The 20411-nt window shown below is 75.6% G+C and carries 15 protein-coding genes; 7 read left to right on the forward strand and 8 right to left on the reverse strand.

Annotated elements, in window-relative coordinates:
• Positions 1–77 precede the first annotated feature (77 nt).
• The 6 genes from ACQP04_RS09170 to ACQP04_RS09195 form a co-directional block, all read right to left on the reverse strand.
• Entirely contained in the window at positions 78–2207 is a 2130-nt protein-coding gene (locus ACQP04_RS09170; protein ID WP_433506627.1) for an ArnT family glycosyltransferase, read from the reverse strand.
• A 26-nt stretch (positions 2208–2233) separates the two neighbouring features.
• Positions 2234–3517, reverse strand: a complete 1284-nt coding sequence (locus ACQP04_RS09175) for a glycosyltransferase (protein WP_433506628.1) — start codon at positions 3515–3517, stop codon at positions 2234–2236.
• Between the two features lie 192 nt (positions 3518–3709).
• Positions 3710–5284 (reverse strand): AMP-binding protein, encoded by a 1575-nt coding sequence (locus ACQP04_RS09180; protein WP_433506629.1) that lies wholly within the window; start codon positions 5282–5284, stop codon positions 3710–3712.
• Positions 5285–5414: 130 nt separating this feature from the next.
• Entirely contained in the window at positions 5415–6557 is a 1143-nt protein-coding gene (locus ACQP04_RS09185) for a hypothetical protein (protein WP_433506630.1), read from the reverse strand.
• The gene (locus tag ACQP04_RS09190) at positions 6554–8047 is read right to left on the reverse strand and encodes a sensor histidine kinase (RefSeq protein ID WP_433506631.1); all 1494 of its coding nucleotides are present in this window, start codon (positions 8045–8047) and stop codon (positions 6554–6556) included. Before ACQP04_RS09190 ends, ACQP04_RS09185 begins: the two co-directional genes overlap by 4 nt.
• Positions 8048–8057: 10 nt before the next feature.
• The gene (locus ACQP04_RS09195) at positions 8058–8795 is read right to left on the reverse strand and encodes a response regulator transcription factor (RefSeq protein ID WP_433506632.1); all 738 of its coding nucleotides are present in this window, start codon (positions 8793–8795) and stop codon (positions 8058–8060) included.
• A gap of 529 nt (positions 8796–9324) precedes the next feature.
• On the opposite strand from ACQP04_RS09195, the gene ACQP04_RS09200 reads away from it, so the two are divergent.
• Positions 9325–10863, forward strand: a complete 1539-nt coding sequence (locus ACQP04_RS09200; RefSeq protein ID WP_433506633.1) for an acetyl-CoA acetyltransferase — start codon at positions 9325–9327, stop codon at positions 10861–10863.
• 36 nt (positions 10864–10899) lie between these two features.
• Here ACQP04_RS09200 and ACQP04_RS09205 read toward each other — a convergent pair whose 3' ends face one another.
• Together ACQP04_RS09205 and ACQP04_RS09210 are read right to left on the reverse strand one after the other, a co-directional pair.
• Complete coding sequence (locus tag ACQP04_RS09205) at positions 10900–11643, reverse strand: siderophore-interacting protein (protein ID WP_433506634.1); 744 nt, start codon at positions 11641–11643, stop codon at positions 10900–10902.
• A 24-nt stretch (positions 11644–11667) separates the two neighbouring features.
• Complete coding sequence (locus tag ACQP04_RS09210; RefSeq protein WP_433506635.1) at positions 11668–12276, reverse strand: TetR/AcrR family transcriptional regulator; 609 nt, start codon at positions 12274–12276, stop codon at positions 11668–11670.
• Positions 12277–12350: 74 nt separating this feature from the next.
• On the opposite strand from ACQP04_RS09210, the gene ACQP04_RS09215 reads away from it, so the two are divergent.
• The 6 genes from ACQP04_RS09215 to ACQP04_RS09240 all read left to right on the forward strand — a co-directional run bounded on the left by ACQP04_RS09215 (position 12351) and on the right by ACQP04_RS09240 (position 20373).
• The gene (locus ACQP04_RS09215; protein ID WP_433506636.1) at positions 12351–13808 is read left to right on the forward strand and encodes a flavin-containing monooxygenase; all 1458 of its coding nucleotides are present in this window, start codon (positions 12351–12353) and stop codon (positions 13806–13808) included.
• 15 nt (positions 13809–13823) lie between these two features.
• Positions 13824–14771 (forward strand): o-succinylbenzoate synthase, encoded by a 948-nt coding sequence (locus tag ACQP04_RS09220; RefSeq protein WP_433506637.1) that lies wholly within the window; start codon positions 13824–13826, stop codon positions 14769–14771.
• Positions 14772–14862: 91 nt separating this feature from the next.
• Positions 14863–15804, forward strand: coding sequence for an NAD(P)/FAD-dependent oxidoreductase (locus ACQP04_RS09225; RefSeq protein ID WP_433506638.1), 942 nt, complete (start codon positions 14863–14865; stop codon positions 15802–15804).
• Positions 15805–15936: 132 nt separating this feature from the next.
• On the forward strand, positions 15937–17334 hold the full coding sequence (locus ACQP04_RS09230) for an FAD-binding oxidoreductase (RefSeq protein ID WP_433508335.1): 1398 nt from the start codon (positions 15937–15939) through the stop codon (positions 17332–17334).
• Between the two features lie 4 nt (positions 17335–17338).
• Positions 17339–18769 (forward strand): AMP-binding protein, encoded by a 1431-nt coding sequence (locus ACQP04_RS09235; protein ID WP_433506639.1) that lies wholly within the window; start codon positions 17339–17341, stop codon positions 18767–18769.
• A 65-nt stretch (positions 18770–18834) separates the two neighbouring features.
• Positions 18835–20373 carry a CHAD domain-containing protein gene (locus ACQP04_RS09240; RefSeq protein WP_433506640.1) on the forward strand — a complete coding sequence of 513 codons (1539 nt, stop codon included), beginning with the start codon at positions 18835–18837 and terminating at the stop codon, positions 20371–20373.
• Positions 20374–20411 lie beyond the last annotated feature (38 nt).

Genomic DNA, 20411 nt, shown 5'->3' on the forward strand with positions numbered 1-20411 from the left:
TGCCCGCCGCCGGGTCGCCGTGCGCGGTGAGTAGTGCACCGGCACCACCCACCGCGCACGGGCGGCGAAGCCGCAGCTCAGCTCGTCGGGGCCGCGAGGTCGTAGACGGTGCGGCCGCCGACGGGCGTCGCGGTGTAGTGCTGCTCGACCCAGGTGGTGATCTCCGAGGTCGCGCCGCCGCGCCCGCCGGGGCCGCCGCCCATGCCGCCGGTGACGAAGTAGCGGATCTCGCCGTTGGCCACGTACTGCTGGAACTGCTGGAGCGTGGGGTAGGGGTCGGAGCCGATGAAGCCGCCCATCGCCATCACCGACGCGCCCGAGGCCAGCTCCATCGACGCCGCGCTCTGGGAACCGGTGGTCGCCGCGGCCCAGCGGGTGCCGGCGTTCCGCAGCAGCGTGACGAGTTCGGCGTCGACCGACTCCTCATCCGGGCCCCCGCCACTGAAACCGCTGCCGAATGCGCCCGGGCCCGCGGCGACCCCGGGCGACGCGCCGCCCGCGGCACTACCCGGCACTCCGCCCTGCGTGCCGTCCGGAACGGCTCCCTGCGTGCCCTCCACCGACCGCCCGTCCGTGCGGTCGCCGAAACGTGCGCCCGCGCCCCGCATCCCGCCGATGCCCTCGGCGCCCTCCACCGCGGGACCCGCGGTCGGGATGGACCCGGTGTGCGCGGTACCCGCGGTCACCGCCGCGGACGCGGTCGGAGCGGCGATGCCGGCGAGCACGGCCGCACCCGCCACCGCGACCCCCCAGCGCCGACGCCCGGCCGGGATCAGAAAGGCCGCCGCCGCGAGCAGCCCGACGACCAGGACCACCCACCGCAGCCATGGCAGGAAGGTCGGCGACCAGCCCAGCATCACGAACGCCCACACCGCGGTGACCGCCGCGGTCAGAGCCAGGATCGCCCGCCCGGTCCAGGTGTCGCGGGCCGACCAGGCCTCCCGCCCACCGAGGGCGACCAGCGCCGCGATGCCCGGGGCCAGCGCCACCGAGTAGTAGGGGTGGATGGTGCCGCTCATGAAGCTGAACACCAGCCCGGTCACGACGGTCCAGCCGCCCCACACGAGCAGCGAGCCGCGCATCCGATCGGTCCGGGGCGCGCGCCGGGTGAACCACAGCGCCGCGATGAGCAGGATCAGCGCCGCGGGGAGCAGCCAGGAGATCTGCGTACCGAACGACGTGCCGAAGAGCCGGCCGAGGCCCGCCTCGCCGCCGAACATGCCGCCACCGGGACCACCACCGCCGGGTGCCCCGGGGACGCCGCCTGCCGCCTCGGCGCCCCCGGGGAACCCGCCGGCGCCCGCCTCGAACCCGCGGCCGTCGCCTCCGCCCCCGCCGTTGCCCTCGCCGCCGAAGATCCGGCCGAGGCCGTTGTAGCCGAACGCCAGCTCGAGCGGGGTGTTGTTCGTGGAGCCGCCGATGTACGGCCGCGCGTCGACCGGCCACAGCGCCACCGCGACCAGCCACCAGCCCGCGCCGACGACGATGCCCACGCCGGCCACCAGGACGTCGCGGATCCGCCTGCCGACGGTCGTCGGGGCCGCCCACAGGTACGCCACCGCGAAGCCGGGCACCACCAGGAATGCCTGCAGCATCTTCGCCAGGAACGCGAAGCCCAGGACGAGCCCGGTGAGCAGCAGCCACTTCCACGACGCCTTCTCCAGCGCCCGGACCGTGCAGTACGCCGCGACGACCAGCAGCAGGACGAGGAACGCGTCGGGGTTGTTGAAGCGGAACATCGTCACCGCCACGGGCGTGAGCGCCAGGACCAGCCCGGCGAGCAGCCCGGCGCCGCGGCCGGCGCCCCGTTTCACCGCCGCGTACAGCAACGCGACCGACGCGACCGCCATCAGCGCCTGCGGCACCAGCATGCTCCACGAGGAGAACCCGAAGATCCGCCCGGAGAGCGCCATGATCCAGAGCGACGCCGGCGGCTTGTCCACCGTGATCGCGTTGCCGCTGTCCAGGGAGCCGAAGAACAGGGCGGTCCAGCTCTGCGTCCCGGCCTGCACGGCCGCGGCGTAGAAGGAGTTCCCCCAGCCCGAGATCGCGATGTTCTGCAGGTACAGCACCGCGGTGCCGACCAGCAGCAGCACGTACGCCGGGCGGTGCCACCGCCGCCGGGGAGCAACGGCGGTGGGCCGGGGGCCGGAGCCGCCCGCGGAGGGGCGGGTGGCTCCGGTGTCGGTGTGGAGCGTCGTGGTCACGGCGGCCTCTCGGTGCGGCGGGAGTGTCAGGCGGCGATCTCGGAGGGCACCTCGGCCGGCGCGGCGGCCGCGGTGCGGGCGCGGCTGCGGAACACCCAGGCCCGGAAGAGGACGAAGCGCAGGACGGTCGCGACCAGGTTGGCGACGATGATCGTCACCACCTCCAGGCTCTGGTGGGCGCCGGGCACGAGCGCGCCGAGCAGGGCGAGGGCCCCCGTGGTGAGGCCCAGCCCGAGGCCGAACACGATGAGGCCCTGGAACTGGTGCTTGGCCGCGTCCTGCCGCCCGCGGACGCCGAAGGTCAGCCGCCGGTTGGCCGCCGTGTTGGCGATCGTCGTGAGCAGCAGGGCCGTGACGTTCGCCCAGATCGGCCCCATGAAGGTCCGGAACAGCAGGAACAGCAGCAGGTTCGCGAGCGTGCTGGCGATCCCGATCGCGGCGAAGCGGACCAGCTGGGTGGGCAGGCCCCGGGGGACACCGGCGACGTCCGCCTGCAGCGGCGCGCGACCGAGCTGGGCGCGGACCTCGGCGATCGGCAGCGCGCCTGTCGCCAGCGCCCGCCCGACGCGCCAGACGCCCTTCAGGTCCGCCGTGGCCGTCGCGACGATGTCCACGGTGGAGTCGGGGTCGTCCACCCAGTCCACGGGGACCTCGTGGATCCGCAGCCCCGCGCGCTCGGCCAGGACCAGCAGCTCGGTGTCGAAGAACCAGCCGGTGTCCTCGACGAGCGGGAGCAGCCGCCGCGCGACGTCGCCGCGGACGGCCTTGAACCCGCACTGCGCGTCGGAGAACCCGGCCTGCAGCGTGCTGCGGAGGATCAGGTTGTAGCAGCGGGAGATGAACTCGCGCTTGGCCCCGCGCACCACCCGGGAGCCGCGGCCCAGCCGGGTGCCGATGGCGAGGTCGGAGTGCCCCGAGATCAGCGGGGCGACGAGCGGGAGGACGGCGTTGAGGTCGGTGGACAGGTCGACGTCGCAGTAGGCGAGGACGGACGCGTCGGACGCCGACCACACGGTGTGCAGGGCCCGCCCGCGGCCCTTCTGCTCCAGCCGCACCAGCCGGACCTCGGGGAGCTCGGCCTCCAGCCGGGCGCCGATCAACGGCGTGGCGTCGACGCTGGCGTTGTCGGCGATGGTGATGCGGAACGAGTACGGGAAGCTGCGCAGGAGGTGCTCGCGCAGCCGCCGGACCGACGGCTCGAGGTCGTCCTCCTCGTTGTAGACGGGGACGACGATGTCCAGCACGGTGCGGTCGCGCCGGCCGCCGCGGGCGGCGTACTCGGTCGCGTGATCGACGACTACGGGGCTCATGCCGACGACGATCGGGGCCGGGCCTGTCGTGGGATTGTGGTCGGCCTGTGGCTCCGCTGTGGAGCGTCCCCGATCCGGTGTCGCGCCCGTCACACGGTCGCCGTCGGGGCGGGGAGCAGGCCTCATGGGCCCCGACGATCCCGCCGCCGGCTGTCGTGATCGTGTGCCGGACCTGTGCGCGAGCTGTGGGCGCTACCGGACGGCCTCGCGCCGCACCCGGATGCCGGCCGCCTCGCGGTCCCAGGCGGCCGTCGAGCCCTCGGCCCGCAGCCGCGCCTTCTGCACCTTCATCGTGGGTGTGCGCGGCAGGGCGTCGGCGACCCGGACGTACCGCGGCACCATGTAGTGCGGCATCCGGTCGACCAGGAAGGCCAGCAGCTCGGCCGGGTCGATCTCGGCGCCCGCGCGGGGGACCACGACGACCAGCACGTCGTCCTCGCCCAGCTCGCTCGGCACCGCGATCGCGGCGGCCTCGTCGACGGCCGGGTGCGCCTGGACCTCCACCTCGACCTCGTAGGAGGAGATGTTCTCGCCTCGCCGGCGGATCGAGTCCTTGACCCGGTCGACGTAGAAGTACTCGCCGGAGGGCTCCTGCCGCAGGGCGTCGCCGGTGTGGAACCAGGCGTTGCGCCAGGCCTCCGCGGTCGCCTCCGGGTTGCGGAAGTAGCCCGTGGTCATCACCCAGGGATCGGCGCAGCGCAGCACGAGCTCGCCCACCGCGCCGGGCGGGACCGGCATGTCGTGCTCGTCGACGAGCCGGGCCTCGACGCCCTCCCGCGGGACGCCGCAGCTGTACGGCGTCTCCGGGTCGAATCCGGTGCGCAGCGGCACCGAGGTCTCGCTCATGTTGAACACGCTGTAGTAGCGCATCCCCGCCCGCCGGCAGACCGCCATCGCGTCGGGCGTCATCGGGGCGAGCAGCGCCATCCGCAGCGTGGTGTCCCGTTCGGCGTCCGACGGCGGCAACGCGTTCAGCATGGTCCCGATCGACCCCATCATCACGAGGAAGGTGCCGCCGACCTGCAGCACGTCCTCCCAGAACGTGGCCGTGCTGTACCGGGTGATCACGCCGAAGGACCCGCCGTGCACCAGCGCCCAGCAGACGGCCGACATGCCGGTGATGTGGAAGAGCGGGGTGAAGATCAGGCCGCGGTCGTCCGGACCGGTGTCGGGGTAGGAGACCCGGCCCATGGTGGCCAGGTGCATCGCCGACGACAGCACGGCCTTCGACGGGCCGGTGGTGCCGGAGGTGAAGAGCAGGGCGGCGGTGTCCCAGGGCTGCAGCGGGCGGTCGAGCGGGTCCAGGTCTTCCGTCCCGTCGAGCAGGTCCGCCACGGGCCGCACGTCGAGGCCCGCGAGCTCCGGCTCCCCGCCCTCGGTGAAGACCGTGCTCAGCCGGGCCGTGTCGACGGCGGCGAGGCGCTCGGCGAGCCCGGCGTGCGTGACCATGGTCCGGACCTCGGAGAGCTCCACCGCGTGCTCGAGAAGCCCGCCCTTGTACGCGGTGTTGAACGGGACGTGCACCGCTCCCAGGTAGGCCACGGCGAGCCACACCCGCACCGCCAGCGGCCCGTTCTCGAGCCAGGACGCCACGTGGTCGCCCTGCCGCACGCCCGCTCGCTGTAGGGCGCAGGCGGTCACCCGCACCTGGTGCCGCAGGTCGGCGAAGGTCCACTCGGGCTCGCCGGTGTCGAACACGGCGACGACGCGGTCCGGCGTCTCCGCCGCCCAGCGGTCGATCAGGTCGCGGAACACGACCTCCTGCATGCGGCCTCCCGGTGACGGCGGTGTCCCCTCACTGAACGCGCGTTCAGTCTGCGGGGGGAGGGCGGGTCCCGCAAGGGATCCCGCCCCCCGGCTCCCGGATCACGCCCCTACGGCTCCTCGGGCTTTCGGATCAGACCGCCGTGCCGCCCGTGAGGTCGTAGAGCGTGACGCCGTCGACGGTCTGCGCGGTGAAGTGCTGCTGCACCCACTCCGCGATCTCGGCGGCCGCGTCGCTGCCGCCCGTGTCCGAGCCGCGGGCGTCCGACCCCGCGCCGCCGACGAACCAGTGGATCTTCCCCTCGGCCGCGTACTGCTGGAACTGCGCGAGCGTCGGGGCGGGGTCGGTGCCGTTGAAGCCGCCGACCGCCATGACCGGGTCCTCGGCCGCGAGCTGGTACCCCGCGGCGGCGTTGGAGCCGACGGCGGCCGCGACCCACGTGTAGTCGGACGCGTTCTCCTGCAGCGGCGTGGTCACCGCGGCGGGCGGGGTGGTGGTGCCGAGCAGGGAGCCGACGCCGCCCATGCCGCCGCGCATCCCGCCGAAGCCGGTGCCGCCGGTCCCGATCGGGCCCGGAACCGTGCCCGGGGAGACGCCCGGTGCCGGGGTGCCGCCGGGAGCGCCGGGGACCCCGGCCTGCCCGCCCGGCACCTGCCCGGTGCGGAACCCGCCGCGCATGCCTGCGCCACCGAAGCCGCCGCGCGGCCCGCCGGGCCCGCCCGTGCCGCCCGGCACCTGCCCGGTGCGGAACCCGCCGCGCATGCCTGCGCCACCGAAGCCGCCGCGCGGCCCGCCGGGCCCGCCCGTGCCGCCCGGCCCCCGCCCGACTCCCGACGGCCCGGAGCTCGGGATCGCGCCGCTGTGCGGCTGGGCGGCGGTCGCCACCGACCACGCGGCCGTGCCGCCCAGCGAGGCCAGCACCGCCGCCGTCACGACACCGGCGGAGAGCAGCCGCGGGAACCTGTGCACCCCGAGCAGCGCCCCGGCCGCGACCACGCCGAGCGCGAGGACCGTCCAGCGCAGCCAGGGCAGCCACGAGCCGAGCAGCACGAAGGCCCAGACAGCGCTCGCCGCGACGGCGAGGCCCAGGTAGACCCGTGCCGTCGCGGTGGAGCGGAGACGCCACAGCTCGGCCGCGTTCGTCCCGGCGAGCGCGCCGATCGCCGGGGCCAGGGCGACGGTTCGGTCAGGGTGCTCGTCACGCTGCCCGAGGCTGGTCGGGCCCGCTGCGCCGCCCGGTGCCGCACCTGTGCGCCGCCTGTGAGCGCCCCTCACACCCGCGCGGGCGCCTCGGCGGGCACGGCTGCGGGGGTGAGGGGGAGGGTCACCCGGAACTCGGTGCGGCCCGGGCGGCTCTCCAGCCCGACCCGCCCGCCGTGGGCGGCGACGACGGCGTCGACGATCGCCAGGCCGAGGCCGGTGCTGGCCGTGTTGTTGACCGCACGGGCGCGGCCGGCGGAGCCTCGGGCGAAGCGCTCGAAGACGTGCGGCTGCAGCTCGGCGGGGATGCCCGGGCCGGTGTCGAGCACGCTGAGCAGCGCCGAGGCGTCGGACACCCCGAGGCCCACGGTCACCTCGGTGCCCTCGGGGGTGTGGGTACGGGCGTTGGCCAGCAGGTTCGTGAGGACCTGGGTGAGCCGCGAGGCGTCGCCGGGGACCGTGACCGGCTCCTCGGGCAGGTGGAGCCGCCAGCGGTGGCCGGGGCCGGCGGCGTGGGCGTCGGAGACGGCGTCGAGCACCAGCCGGGTGAGGTCGACGGGTGCGCGTTCGAGCGGGCGGCCGGCGTCGAGGCGGGCGAGCAGCAGCAGGTCCTCGACCAGCGTGCTCATCCGCTCGGCCTGCGACGAGATGCGGGTCAGCGCGTGCGCGGTGCCGTCGGGCAGGGCGGCGCCGTCCCGGCGGGTGAGCTCGGCGTAGCCGCGGATCGCGGCGAGCGGGGTGCGCAGCTCGTGGCTGGCGTCGGCGACGAACTGGCGCAGCCGGGTCTCGCTGTCCTGGCGGGCCTCGAGGGCGCCCTCGACGTTGTCCAGCATGCGGTTCAGCGCGGCCCCGACCTGCCCGACCTCGGTGCGCTCGTCGGGCTCGGGAACCCGGGTGGCCAGCTCGACCTCGCCCCGGTCGAGGGGCATCGCGGAGACCTTCGCGGCGATGCCCGCGACCTCCTCGAGGGGCCGCAGCTCGCGCCGGACCAGCACCGTCGCCGCGATCGCCGCGCCGCCGAGGGCGGCCCCGATCACGATCAGCTCGATCACGACCAGCCCGTTGACGATGTCCGCGACCTCCTGCGCCGGCTGGCCGAGCACGAGGACGGTGCCGTCGGGCGCGGGCACGGCCACGGCGCGGTACTCGCCGAGCGAGAGCGACACGGTCTGCGGGTGGTCGCCGGGCCGCAACGCGGCGAGCTGGGCGACGTCGGCCTCGGGCACCGTCCGGGAGGAGCCGCGGCGGTCGGTGACCGCCGCCTCCTCGACGACGCCCGCGCGCACCACCGCGCCGAGCGTGCCGGGCTTCTGCGCGGGGCCGAGGAAGGAGTCCGCCCGGCTGAGGCCCGGCGGAGCGGGCTCGTAGCGGGAGAACTGGAAGCGGGCTGCGCCGCCGAGCACGTCCTCGTCGAGGCGGTGGTAGAGGAAGCTGCGCAACGCGATCGCGGTCGCGACCCCGATGACGGCGCAGGCCAGCGCGATCAGCAGCAGCACGGTGACGACGAGCCGGGCACGCAGCGTCCGGCTCCGCGCCACGACCCGGTCGGTCACCCGTGCGGCCATGCGCCCGTCATCACCCCGCGGCGGGCTTGAGCACGTACCCGGCCCCGCGGACGGTGTGGATCATCGGCGCCCGGCCGGCGTCGATCTTCTTGCGCAGGTAGGAGACGTACAGCTCGACCACGTTGGACTGGCCGCCGAAGTCGTAGTGCCACACCCGGTCGAGGATCTGCGCCTTGGACAGCACCCGCTTGGGGTTGCGCATCAGGAAGCGCAGCAGCTCGAACTCGGTGGCGGTGAGCTCGACGTCGGTGTCGCCGCGGCGGACCTCGTGGCTGTCCTCGTCGAGCACCAGGTCGCCGACGACGAGCTCGGAGCCCTGCCGCGCCGCCGTCATCCCGGCCCGGCGCAGCAGCCCGCGCAGCCGCGCGACCAGCTCCTCCAGGCTGAACGGCTTGGTGACGTAGTCGTCGCCGCCCGCGGTCAGGCCCGCGACCCGGTCCTCCACGGCGTCCTTCGCGGTGAGGAACAGGACCGGGACCTCGGGATTGTCCGCGCGCAGCCGGCGCAGCACCTCGAGCCCGTCGAGGTCCGGCAGCATGATGTCGAGGACGACGGCGTCGGGGTTGAAGTCCCGCGCGGTCCGGACCGCGGTGAGCCCGTCGCCCGCACTGCGCACCTCCCAGCCCTCGTAGCGCAGCGCCATCGAGAGCAGGTCCGACAGGGTGGCCTCGTCGTCGACCACCAGGACGCGGACGGGGCTGCCGTCGGCGCGACGGAGTGGTGCGGACTGTTCGGTCACCTCGGTCATGGTAGGAGAGCCTCGCCCGCGCGGCTGTGCCGCCGGTGGGCGCGTCCTGTGCGTTCCCTGTGCGCGAGCCGGGGCCGACCCGCACACGCTCCGCAGGTCCGTCGCACAGCGCGCGGACAGGGTCCGTCGCGACGGTGGGCGCCGGTCGCGGATCTCCGCTTCACCTCCTTCTCACACCAGGCCTGCCTCTCCGAGAACGGAGTCGACGCGCCGGCCGGAGGACCGGGCGGCCGACCGGATGGCGGCACCCCGCCGTCGGGCGCCCCGGAGGCCGGGAGCACGCCGCCGAGCGGCGCGCCGGCGGCCGGGGGCACCCCGCCGCAGACGGGGAGCGGAGTGGATGGGGCCGGCACGATGCAGGCCCCGCCCGGTGTCGACTCGGCGACCTGGACGAAGGCCATGGAGGCCTGCGCCGACCTCGCCCCCGCACCGGGCGCCGCGGCGACGACCGGCTGACGTCCGGGCACGGTTCGATCACGGGGCGGTCCCGGCCCGGTCGGCCGGACCGCCCTGTACTAGTTTCTCGCCGGTGCACGCGGAGAGATCGCCGGTCGTCGTCGGCGTCGGGCAGGTCCTGGCCAACCGGGACCGGACCGTCGCGGCGGCCCGCGAGCCGCTGCGGCTGATCGCCGACGCCGTGCACGCGGCCGCCGCCGACGCCTGCGGCACCGGCACCCGGCTGCTCCGGGTCGTCGACGCGATCACCGTCCCGCACGTCGCCAGCTGGGCCTACGCCGACCTGCCCGCCCTGCTCGCGGAGCGGCTCGCGGCGAGCCCGGCGCGCACCTTCTCGGCGCCGGTCGGCGGGCAGTGGCCGGCGGCGCTCGTGGACGCGGCCGCGGCGCGGATCGCGGCGGGGGAGTCCCACATCGAGCTGGTGGCGGGCGGCGAGGCCTCGGCGTCGCTCGGTGTGCTGCAGCGCGCGGGCGTCGACCCGGGCACCGACCTCGGCTGGACGACCGAGCCCGGCGGGCCGGCCCCGATCGACGCCGACGACCTGGGCAGTCCCGCCATGCAGGCCGCGGGCTTGGTGCTGCCGACCCGGGTCTACCCGATGGTGGACACCGCCTTCGGACACTCCGTCGGCGAGACGCCGGCCGAGACCATGGCCTCCGGCGCGGCGGTGTTCGCGGCGCTCAGCGAGGTCGCCGCCATGAACCCGATCGCCTGGAACCCGGCCCCGCGGGACCCGGCGGAGATCCTGCGCGTCGGACCGGACAACCGGATGATCTGCGAGCCCTACCCGCTCGCGGTCAACGCGTTCCCGCTGGTCGACCAGGCTGCGGCGCTGCTGCTGACCTCGCGCGAGGTCGCCCTCGAGCACGGCGTGCCGGAGGAGCGGCTGGTGCACGTCTGGGGCGGGGCCGGGGCCGCCGACGCCGCCGACGTCCTCGCGCGGCCCGCGTTGACCGGCTCGCCGGCGCTGTGCTCGGTGCTCGACCGGGCGCTCGCCTCCGCGGGGCTGGCCGCCGAGGCGGTCGACGTCGTCGACGTCTACTCCTGCTTCCCCGTGGTGCCCCGGCTCGCGAGCCGCTACCTCGGGCTGCCCACCAAGGCGCTCGCGGGCGCGACCGGCGGCCACTCGTCCTTCGGCGGCCCGCTCTCGACCTACACCCTGCACTCGCTCGCCGCCTGCGCCGAGCGCATCCGCAGCGGGGCGGGCGTCGCGCTCGTGCACGCCAACGGGGGCTACCTGACCCGCCAGCACGCCGTCGTCCTCGGGCGGGGGGCGCACGTCGACGGCTACATCGGCGATCCGGAACCGCACGACACCGCCGAGCCCGGGCCGGCGCCGTGCCCGCTCGCCGAGGTGCCGGAGGAGCCGGTGCGCGTCGAGGCCGCGACGGTCGAGTACGACCGCGACGGCCGCCCGGCGCAGGGGTTCCTGGTCGCCCGGACCGCCGACGGCCGCCGCCTCGCGGGCTGCACCGCCGAGGGCGACGCGGCCAGCGCCCGGGAGCTCACGGTGTTCCCGGAGGGTCCCGGCCGGCTGGCGGGGCCCGCCGTCGTCGGGCGCGAGGTGCGGGTACGCGCGGTCGGGGACCGGATCCAGGTGGACCCTGCCTGATCGGCGCCCGGTCGCCCCGGAACTGATCGACTCCGCCTAACGCGCCCGCCAGTACCCGGTGGCGTAGACGGCCCGCCGGTTCAGCTTCCGGTCGCCGAGCAGGTGCGCGCGGATCTCCTTGACCGCGGCGGACTCGCCGGCGAGCCAGGCCTGCCCCTCGCCCTCGGGGAAGGCGGCGGCCTGCACGGCCGCCACCAGCGGCTCGCCGGCCGGGGAGGCGCCGCGGTGCACCCAGGTGACGGCGGCGTGGCCCGGCAGCTCCTGCTCCTCGGCGGCGTCGGCGACCTCGAGGATCGCGAGCGCGGGCACGCCGGCGGGAAGGGCCTCCAGCACCGTCGCGACGGCGGGCAGCGCGGACTCGTCGCCGATCACCACGTGGAAGGCCGACGACGGGTCGGGCACCCAGCGCCCGCCCGGCTCGGAGACCCCGACCCAGGACCCCGGCCCGGCGGCCTGCGCCCACGCCGCTGCCGGGCCGTACCCGTCGTGCAGCACGAAGTCGACGTCGAGCTCCCCGGCGGCCGGGTCGAAGCGGCGGACGGTGTAGGTCCGGATCGTGGGCCGCGGCTCGCCCGCGGGCCAGACGGGGCCGCCGGTGCTCGCGCGCGGCACGGCCGGCCGGTCCTGCCCCTCGACCGGGAAGAACATCTTGATCCGCCGGTCCGGCCCCTCGCCCGGGAACCCGGCCAGCTCCTCGCCGGTCAGGGTCACGCGGATCATCTTCGGGGTCACCCGGGTGCTGCGGCTGACCTGCAGCAGCCGGGGGGCGGTCGTGGTCACGGCGAACTATGGAACCACTGCCCGTCAGGGCCGGTCGGTGCGCCCCGCCAACCCGCTCCACGCCAGGTCCATCAGGTACTCCGTGGCCTGCTCGGCCGTGACCCGCGGGTCCCGCTTGCGCCACACCGCGAGCCGCTCGCAGGCCCCGACGATCACCTGCGCCCAGCCCTGCAGCTGCAGCGGGTCGGCCTCCGGCGCGGCGACGCCGAGCAGCCCGGCGATGAAGTCCGTCTGCTGCGCGCGGATCGCCTCGACCGCCTCCGCCGCGATGCTCGCCTCCGAGTAGAGCAGGGTGAAGGCCGGGGCGCGGTCGTCGAGGAACCGGAAGAAGGCGAGGGTGCCGCGGCGCAGCATGTCCTCGGGGCTCTCGGCGGCGAACGCGGCTTCGGAGGTGACGTCGAGCAGTTCGGTCCGCGCCCGCGCGACGCACGCCAGCAGCAGGCCCTCCTTGGACCCGAAGTGCGTGTACAGCACCGGTTTCGTGACGCCGACGCGCTCGGCCACGGCGTCCATCGACGCGTTGGCGTAGCCCCGTTCGGCGAAGACCGCCACGGCGGCGTCGAGGATCTGGCGCTCCCGCTCGGCCCGGGAGACCCGGCGCCGCGGAGACGGTGCGTGCGGGCTCGTCTCCATGCCGCAGACCCTACCCGGAGCTAAGTTACCCGTGGTAAGTTACCGGCGGTAACACCCACCGGAGGGGAGCGGAGATGCTGGACACCCTGATCGTCGGCAGCGGGTTCGCCGGCCTGGGCGCCGCGGTGAAGCTGGACGAGGCGGGTCGCCGGGACTTCCTGATCCTGGAGAAGGGCGACACCCTCGGCGGCACCTGGCGGGACAACGTCTACCCGGGCTGCGCCTGCGACGTGGAGTCGCACCTCTACTCCTTCTCGTTCTTCCCGAACCCCGAGTGGACCCGCACCTTCGCGCGCCAGCCCGAGATCCGCGCCTACCTGGAGGCCACGGCCGACCGGTACCGGCTGCGCGACCGTATCCGGTTCGGCGTGCACGTGACCGGCGCGGAGTGGGACGGCGGCGCCTGGGACGTCCGCACCAGCGACGGCGAGAGCCTGCGTGCCCGCTACGTCCTCTTCGGCACCGGTGCGCTGCACGACCCCGCGGTCCCCGAGATCGAGGGCCTGGACCGCTTCCGCGGCACCGCCTTCCACTCGGCGCAGTGGGACCACGGGCACGACCTGGCCGGCAAGCGCGTCGCCGTGATCGGCACGGGGGCCAGCGCGATCCAGTTCGTGCCGGCGATCGCGCCGGAGGTCGGGCGGCTCATGCTCTTCCAGCGCACCGCCCCCTGGGTGCTGCCCAAGCCGGACCGCCCCATCCCGGAGCGCACCCGCCGGGCGTTCCGCCGGTTCCCGATGCTGCAGCTGCTCCAGCGGCTCTCGCTCTACTGGCGGCACGAGGCGCTGGTGCTCGGCTTCCTGCACCCCGTGGTCATGAGGGTGGTACAGCGCCTCGGCCTCGCCTACCTGCACACGGTGTTCGCCGGCGACCCCGAGCTCCGCAAGAAGGTCACCCCGACCTTCATCATGGGCTGCAAGCGGATCCTGATGAGCAACGACTACTACCCGGCCCTGCGCCGCGACAACGTCGCCGTGGAAACCGACCGGATCGCGCGCGTGACCGAGACCGGCGTGGTCACGGTCGACGCCGCGGGCCGGGAGACCGAGCACGAGGTCGACACGATCATCTTCGGCACCGGCTTCAAGGTCGCCGACGGTCTGGCCCGGATGAACGTCACCGGGCGGGACGGCGTCAAGCTGGCCGACGCCTGGGCGGAGGGTCCCGAGGCCCTGCTCGGCACCATGGTCGCCGGGTTCCCGAACCTGTTCACGATCGTCGGACCCAACACCGGGCTCGGGCACAGCTCGATGGTGTTCATGGTCGAGTCGCAGCTGAACTACGTGCTCGACGCCATGCGGACCGTCGACAGGCACCGCGCGGTCGCGATCGACACCCGCAGCGAGTCGCAGGCCGAGTTCAACGCCGAGATCCAGCGCAGGCTCGGCAGGGCCGTGTGGGCCAAGGGCGGCTGCGCGAGCTGGTACCTCGACGAGCACGGCCGCAACCGCACGCTGTGGCCCGGGTACACCTTCGACTTCCGCCGCCGCACGCGGAAGCTCGACCCCGGGCACCACGAGCTCGTGGCCTGAGTACCCTCCCCGGGTATGCAGCCCGCCGCGGTCTACGCGATCCCGATGACCACCCGGTTCCGCGGGATCACGGTGCGGGAGGGGATGCTCCTGCAGGGTCCCGCGGGCTGGGGTGAGTTCTGCGCCTTCCCGGAGTACGGCGACGCCGAGGCCGCGGCCTGGTTCGCCGCGGCGCGCGAGGCGGCGGAGGAGGGCTGGCCGGAGCCGGTGCGCGACACCGTGCCCGTGAACTGCATCGTCCCGGCCGTGGGACCGGAGCGGGCGGCGGAGATGGTGCGCGCCTCCGGCTGCGCCACGGCCAAGGTGAAGGTGGCCGACCACCCGGACTCCGCGGGCGAGGACCTCGAGCGGGTCGCCGCGGTGCGGGACGCGCTGGGGCCGGCGGGGCACGTCCGGGTCGACGCCAACGCCCGCTGGGACGTCGACACCGCCGTCCGCGAGATCCGCGCGCTCGACGCGGCGGCCGGTGGGCTGCAGTACGTCGAGCAGCCCTGCCCGTCGGTCGAGGAACTGGCCGCGGTGCGCCGGCGCGTCGACGTCCGGATCGCCGCCGACGAGTCGATCCGGCGCGCCGAGGACCCGCTGCGGGTGGCGGTGGCCGGTGCGGCGGACGTCGCGATCCTCAAGTGCCTGCCGCTCGGCGGGGTGCGCCGGGCGTTGCAGGTCGCCGAGGCGTGCGGGCTGCCCTGCGTCGTGTCGTCGGCGCTGGAGTCGAGCGTCGGGCTGGCGGCCGAGATCGCGCTGGCCGCGGCGCTGCCCGAGCTCGAGTTCGCCTGCGGGCTCGGGACCGGGCGGCTCTTCACCACCGACGTCGTGGCCGACGCGGACCGGCTGATCCCGCGCGACGGGGTGCTGCCCGTGCTGCGCACCGCCCCCGAGCCGGTGCGCCGCGCCGAGGTCGCCGCCGGGCCGGAGCGGGAGGCGTGGTGGCGGGCCCGCGCCGGGCGGGTGTCCCTCCTGTGAGGACGGTCGGCCGCGCACGGGCCGGCACACCCGGACGTGTCGGCGCCGGCGGGCGGCGGCCGGGGTCCCGCCGCTCTAGGCTGGCCTCGTCATGAGCGTCGTCGTGGTCGGGGCCGGGCTGTCGGGCGTGGCATGCGCCCGCGAGGTCGCACGGGCGGGCCTGCCGGTGAAGGTCCTCGACCGCGCCCACACCGTCGGCGGCCGGATGGCCAGCTCGCCGCACGACGGGCGCCCGGTCGACATGGGCGCGGCCTACTTCACGGTGCGGGACCCGGAGTTCGCCGAGGTCGTCGCGGGCTGGCGCAGCGCCGGGCTCGCCCGGCCGTGGACCGCCGAGATGGCGGTGCTCGAGCACGGGGACCGGTCGCGGTCGGCCGGCCCGATGCGCTGGGCGGCGCCGAAGGGGCTGCGCAGCCTCGTCGCCGCCCTCGCCGAGGACCTCGACGTCGAGCTGGACCACGAGGTGAAACGGGTCGAGGCGGGGCCGCGGGTCGACGGCGAGGCCGCCGACGTCGTCGTGCTCGCCATGCCGGACCCGCAGGCGCTGCGCGTGCTCGCCCCCGGCCTCGGCGCCGTCGCCCTCACCTCGGACCGCCCGTGGCGCCCGGTGCTCACGGTCGCCGCCGGCTTCCCCACCCGCGAGTGGCCGGAGCTCTCGGCCGCGTTCGTCAACGACCATCCCGTGCTCACCCTCGTCGCCGACGACGGCGCCCGGCGTGGGGACGGCGTCCCGGTCCTGGTGGCGCACACTACCTCCGCCGTCGCGCGGACCTACGACGCGGACCCGGCAGGTGCGGTCCCGATGGTGATCGAGGCCGTGCGCGAGCTGCTCGGGCTGTCCGAGGAGCCGGTGTGGACGGACGCGCACCGCTGGCGGTTCGCCGCCCCGGAGCTGGACCGGGCCGAGCCCTTCCACCTCGGCGACGACGGCATCGGGCTCGCCGGCGACGGCTGGGGCAGCTCGCGGATCGAGACGGCCTGGCGCTCCGGCACCCTGCTCGGCCGCGAGATCGTGAAGCGCCTGCAGCGCTGACCCGCTCTCGTTGGCGATCGCCGGGAGGCAGGACGTAGCGTCTGGGGAATGAGCGAGACCCGGACCGCCACGCCGCAGACCCCCACCCCGGAGCGGCCCTTCGGCTGGGACCGCGGCACCTCGGTGGCCCGGATGGCGGAGCCGGGCGAGGCGGGCCGTGCCGTGCTCGCCGAGCTGGCCGCGGCCCTGCCCGCGGACCGGGTGCTCACCGACGCCGACACCGCCCGCCCCTACGTGCACGACGAGGCGGAGTGGGCCGAGTACGGCGCCCCGCTCGCCGTCGTCCGGCCGCGGTCCACCGCGGAGGTCGCCGAGGTCGTGCGGGCAGCGGCGCGCCACCGCGTCCCGGTCGTGCCGCGCGGGGCCGGCACCGGCCTGTCCGGCGGGGCCAACGCCGTCGACGGCGGGCTGGTCCTGTCGCTGGAGCGGATGCGCGACATCCTGGAGATCGACGCCGGAGAGCGGCTCGCCGTCGTCCAGCCCGGGGTGATCAACGACGACCTGCGCGCGGCCGCCGCGAAGGAGGGGCTCTGGTACCCGCCGGACCCCGCGAGCGCGCCCTGGTCGACCATCGGCGGGAACGTCGCGACCAACGCGGGCGGCCTGTGCTGCGTGAAGTACGGCGTGACGCGTGACTACGTGCTCGCCCTGGAGGTCGTCACGGCGGCGGGCGAGATCGTGCGGGTCGGCCGGCGGACCGCGAAGGGCGTGGCCGGCTACGACCTCGCCGGGCTGCTGGTGGGCTCCGAGGGCACCCTCGGCGTGATCACCGAGGTGACCGTGCGGCTCCGGCCGGCCCGGACCGCGCCGCCGCGCACCGTCGTCGGGTTCTTCGACACCCTCGCCGACTGCGGCGCCGCCGTGGCCGCGGTGACGGCCGCCGGTCTGCAGCCCGCGATCTTCGAGCTGGTCGACCGGCACTGCCTCAAGGCCGTCAACGACTGGAAGCACATGGGCCTGCCCGAGGACGCCGCCGCGCTCCTGCTGGCCCAGACCGACCTGCCCGAGCCCGCCGCCACCGCCGAGGCCGACGGCATCCTCGCCGCGTTCGAGGCGCACGGCGCCCGCGATGCTCTGATCTCGACCGACCCCGTCGAGGCCGACGCGCTGTTCGCCGCCCGCCGGCTCGCCTACCCGGCCTTCGAGCAGCGCGGCGACGCCCAGCTCACCGAGGACGTCTGCCTGCCCCGCAACCGGCTCGCCGAGATGCTGGAGCGGATCGAGGAGATCTCCGCCCGGCACGACACCTTCATCGGCACGGTCGCGCACGCCGGCGACGGCAACCTGCACCCGCTGATCATGGTGCCGCCGGGCGACCCGGAGGCGAAGGCGCGGGCCCAGCGGGCGTTCGACGAGATCGTCGACGCGGCGATCGCGCTGGGCGGCACGGTGACCGGCGAGCACGGCGTGGGCCTGCTCAAGCGCGCCGGCATGCGCCGCGAGCTCGACCCGGGCTCGCTGGCGATGCAGGAGGCGATCAAGAAGGCGTTGGATCCGGACGGGATCCTGAACCCCGGCAAGGTGCTGTAGAACCATGAACCGCTTGTTGCCCGCGCTCGCCGACCCGACGGACGGGCCCGCCCTGCGTTTCCCCGACGGCGCGGTCACCTACCGCGAGCTCGCCGCCCTGGCCTCGGACCTGGGCGCCCGGGTCACCGGTCGCTCCCGCGTCGCCGTCTGGGCCACCCCGACCCTGGCCGCCGCCACGGGCATCACGGCCGGGCTGCTGGCCGGCGTGCCGGTGGTGCCGGTGAACCCGAAGGCGGGGGAGCGGGAGCTCGCGCACATCGTCGCGAACTCCGCCCCCGAGGTGGTGCTGGTCGCGCCCGGCGTCGAGCTGCCCGCGGCGATCGCCGGGCTGCCGCGGATCGACGTCGACGTCGCCGCGCGGCCCGACCCGCAGCCGTTGCCCGCCGAGCCGCCCGCGGACGCCACGGCGCTCGTCGTCTACACCTCGGGCACCACCGGCCCGCCCAAGGGCGCGGTGCTCTCCCGCGGGGCGGTCGCCGCCGACCTCGACGCCCTGGCCGACGCCTGGGCCTGGACCGGCGCCGACCGGCTCGCCCACGCGCTGCCGATCTTCCACGTGCACGGGCTGGTCCTGGGCACGATCGGCCCGCTGCGCCGCGGCGGCTCGCTGCACCACCTCGGCGCGATCGACGGGCGGAAGCTCGCCGCCGCCGTCGCCGACGGCGCGACGATGGTGTTCGGCGTCCCCACGCACTACCACCGGCTGGCCGCGGACTTCGAGGCCGACCCGGACACCGCACGGACGGTCGGCGGCGCCCGGCTGCTGATCTCCGGCTCGGCCGCGCTCACCGCCGTCGACCACGCCCGTATCGAGAAGGCGACGGGGCTCGCGGTCCGGGAGCGCTACGGGCTCACCGAGACGCTGATCCTCACCGCCGCGCGCGCGGACGAGGAGCCCGAGGTCGGCACGGTCGGCCGGCCGCTCGCGAACACCGAGGTGCGGCTGGCGCCGCTGCCCGCCGTGGACGGCGAGCAGCCCGACGACGGGTTGGGGGCCGTCGAGGTCCGCGGGCCGCAGCTGTTCTCCGGCTACCTCGACCTCCCCGAGGCCACGGCCGCCTCCCGGACGGACGACGGCTGGTTCCGCACCGGCGACATCGGCCGTTGGACGGAGTCCGGGCTGCTCGCCCTGGTCGGCCGGCAGGCCACGGACCTGATCAAGTCCGGCGGCTACAAGATCGGCGCCGGGGAGATCGAGAACGCGCTGCTCGAGCACCCCTCGGTGGCCGAGGTCGCCGTCGTCGGGGTGCCGGACCCGGACCTGGGGGAGAAGATCGTCGCGCACGTCGTGCCGGCGGGCGAGGCACCCGAGGCGCGGGAGCTCGTCGACCACGTGGCCGCCCTGCTGTCCCCGCACAAGCGGCCGCGCGAGGTCCGGTTCGTGGAGTCGCTGCCGCGCAACGCGATGGGGAAGGTGCAGAAGAAGCTCCTGTGAGCGCACCGTGACGATTCGGGCGGCGATCATGGTTGTGGATCACCCGGATCGGGCATCCTTCTCCCATGGCTACCGGCACCCCGACGACCAGGACAGTCAGGACGACCGACACCGACCGGCCGACGGCCGGCTACCGCGGACCCGCCGCGGCGGGCGCCCCGAACCTCACCGGGGTCGAGGGGGTGCGCTCGACCGTCGCCGGTGACCGGGTCGTGCTGGAGTTCGAACGCTACGACTCGCCGGACCTGCGGCTCGCGACCTCCGGCATCGTCCTCGCGATCCACCGCACGGACGACCCGGCGCACCCCGAGGCGTACTGGCGCCTCGACCTGCCCGATGCCGTCGAGGGCGAGCAGCTGCGCATCCCGGTCGCGCCGCCGGAGGTCGAGGGCCTCGACCCGGAGGTGCCCGCCGAGCTGCGCGAGCTGGTGCAGGGCGTGCTCCGCGGCGCGGACATCGCGCCGGTCGGCCGGATCCGCCGCGTCCGCGCCGTCGACTCGCTGCGCGACGGCCGGCGCCGTGAGATCGCCGAGATCCGGCGGGACGAGGTGCAGCTCGCCACCTTCGGCGACGCCACCACGCTGGAGAACTGGACCGAGGCCGCGGTGACGATCTCGGGCGGCCCGGTCGGGCTGCTCGACGTGCTGGCCGAGCGGCTGGCCCAGACCGGTGCCGCCCCCGCGGAGGCGACCGCCGAGGCCGAGCTCGACCGGCTGCTGCGCGAGGCCGCCCCGCCGCCCCCGGCCCGTTGGAAGGGCAAGAAGGGCGCTCCCGCCACCGGCGTCCTCGGCTACCTCGCCGAGCACGCGGACCGGCTCGCCGCCGAGGACCTGCGGGCCCGCCGGGACGAGGAGGACGCCGTCCACCAGCTGCGGGTCGCCGCCCGCCGGATGCGCAGCGCCCTGCAGGCCTTCGCCCCGGTCTTCGACGGCCCCCGCGCCGAGGCGCTGATCGAGGAGCTGCGCTGGCTCGGTCGCGCCCTCGCCCCCGCCCGCGACCTGGAGGTCCAGGAGGAGCTGATCACGGAGTCGCTGCGGGCGCTGCCGCCGGAGCTGGTGCTCGGCCCGGTGCAGGCGCAGGTCACCCGGCACTTCGCGCGCTCCGGCGCGGAGGCCAAGGCCGCCGCGGTCGCCGCGCTCGACAGCGAGCGCTACGCGGCCCTGCGCGGTGCGATCGAGCGCTTCCTGCAGGACCCGCCGCTGGCGTCGGCGGCCGGGTCGAAGAAGGCGGGCAAGAAGCTGCTGTCGGCGGCGCTGAAGAAGGCGGACAAGCGGTTCGACAAGCGGGTCGCCGCCGCGCTCGACGCCCTGGCCGCGGGCGAGGACTCGGACACCGCGATCCACGACGCCCGCAAGGCCGGCAAGCGGCTGCGCTACGCCACCGAGCTGGCCGGCACCCCCGAGCAGGCCAAGAAGCTGAAGACGATCACCAAGGCGCTCGGCGAGCACCAGGACGTCGTCGTCGAGCGGCAGCTGCTGCGCGAGCTGGGCGCCCAGGCGTACTCGGAGGGCGAGAACGGCTTCACCTTCGGCATCCTCTACGGCCGCGCGCAGGCGGAGGCCGAGCGGGTCGAGGCGCAGCTGCCGGAGCTGCGCCGGAGGTGACGACGAGCGGTCGACGGCGCGACGGTGACGGCGGGCCG

This window comes from Pseudonocardia halophobica (assembly GCF_050948485.1).
GTDB classification, from domain to species: Bacteria; Actinomycetota; Actinomycetes; order Mycobacteriales; family Pseudonocardiaceae; genus Pseudonocardia; species Pseudonocardia halophobica.

Coding starts and splice junctions, on each gene's coding strand:
- ACQP04_RS09175 (WP_433506628.1), bottom strand. CDS start 3,517: ATGAGCCCCGTAGTCGTCGATCACGCGACCGAGTACGCCGCCCGCGGC.
- ACQP04_RS09180 (WP_433506629.1), bottom strand. CDS start 5,284: ATGCAGGAGGTCGTGTTCCGCGACCTGATCGACCGCTGGGCGGCGGAG.
- ACQP04_RS09190 (WP_433506631.1), bottom strand. CDS start 8,047: ATGGCCGCACGGGTGACCGACCGGGTCGTGGCGCGGAGCCGGACGCTG.
- ACQP04_RS09195 (WP_433506632.1), bottom strand. CDS start 8,795: ATGACCGAGGTGACCGAACAGTCCGCACCACTCCGTCGCGCCGACGGC.
- ACQP04_RS09210 (WP_433506635.1), bottom strand. CDS start 12,276: ATGGAGACGAGCCCGCACGCACCGTCTCCGCGGCGCCGGGTCTCCCGG.
- ACQP04_RS09215 (WP_433506636.1), top strand. CDS start 12,351: ATGCTGGACACCCTGATCGTCGGCAGCGGGTTCGCCGGCCTGGGCGCC.
- ACQP04_RS09220 (WP_433506637.1), top strand. CDS start 13,824: ATGCAGCCCGCCGCGGTCTACGCGATCCCGATGACCACCCGGTTCCGC.
- ACQP04_RS09225 (WP_433506638.1), top strand. CDS start 14,863: ATGAGCGTCGTCGTGGTCGGGGCCGGGCTGTCGGGCGTGGCATGCGCC.
- ACQP04_RS09230 (WP_433508335.1), top strand. CDS start 15,937: ATGGCGGAGCCGGGCGAGGCGGGCCGTGCCGTGCTCGCCGAGCTGGCC.
- ACQP04_RS09235 (WP_433506639.1), top strand. CDS start 17,339: ATGAACCGCTTGTTGCCCGCGCTCGCCGACCCGACGGACGGGCCCGCC.
- ACQP04_RS09240 (WP_433506640.1), top strand. CDS start 18,835: ATGGCTACCGGCACCCCGACGACCAGGACAGTCAGGACGACCGACACC.